The following is a 581-nucleotide window of genomic DNA, read 5'->3' on the forward strand; positions in this document are numbered from 1 at the left end:
CTGTCGCTGCGTTGTCCGTCGGCGTCGATGCGGTAGACGAGTTCGCGGTTTTCGTCGAAACCGTACACTTCCGTCCGTCCCAATGCGTCGGTAACGACGGTATGGTCTTTGCGGTAGGCGAACGTCCATTCTTCACCGAGGTTGTTGCTGCTTTTAAGCACTTTGCCGTCGGCGTCGTAACGGTCGTATTCGTAGCGGGACACCAGTCCGTCGGGTTGGCTGTGTTCGACCATGATGTGGTTTCGGTAGGCGAAACCGCGCAGTTTTTTGCCGTCTCGTCCGTAAACGGCGGTCAAATTGCCGCAGCCGTCGTAGTCGTAGCGCACCAATTCCTTGCCGTTGAAGGTGACGGAAGTAAGGCGGTTGACGTAGAAACGTTCGTCTTCGGAAACGAATACGTCCCGTTCTCCGGCCGGGTCGAAGTCGGGATCGTTGTCGTGCAGACGGATGGAGGAGAATACGGGCTGAAAGTGTCGGCCACTGCCGTCGTAAATGCTGTGCGGCAGTCCGTTGTCGTTGTAGCAGAGGCGGATATGGCGGCCGTTGCGGTCGAGTTGTGCGACCAGTTGGTAAATGCCGCA

General features: G+C 57.5%; 1 pseudogene. It reads right to left on the reverse strand.

The features are described from left to right. Window positions 1–581, reverse strand: a pseudogene (locus tag ACTHSA_RS10810) (DUF6531 domain-containing protein); the annotation flags it as partial.

The organism is Neisseria sp. P0008.S002 (genome assembly GCF_051962805.1).
Taxonomy (GTDB): Bacteria; Pseudomonadota; Gammaproteobacteria; order Burkholderiales; family Neisseriaceae; genus Neisseria; species Neisseria perflava.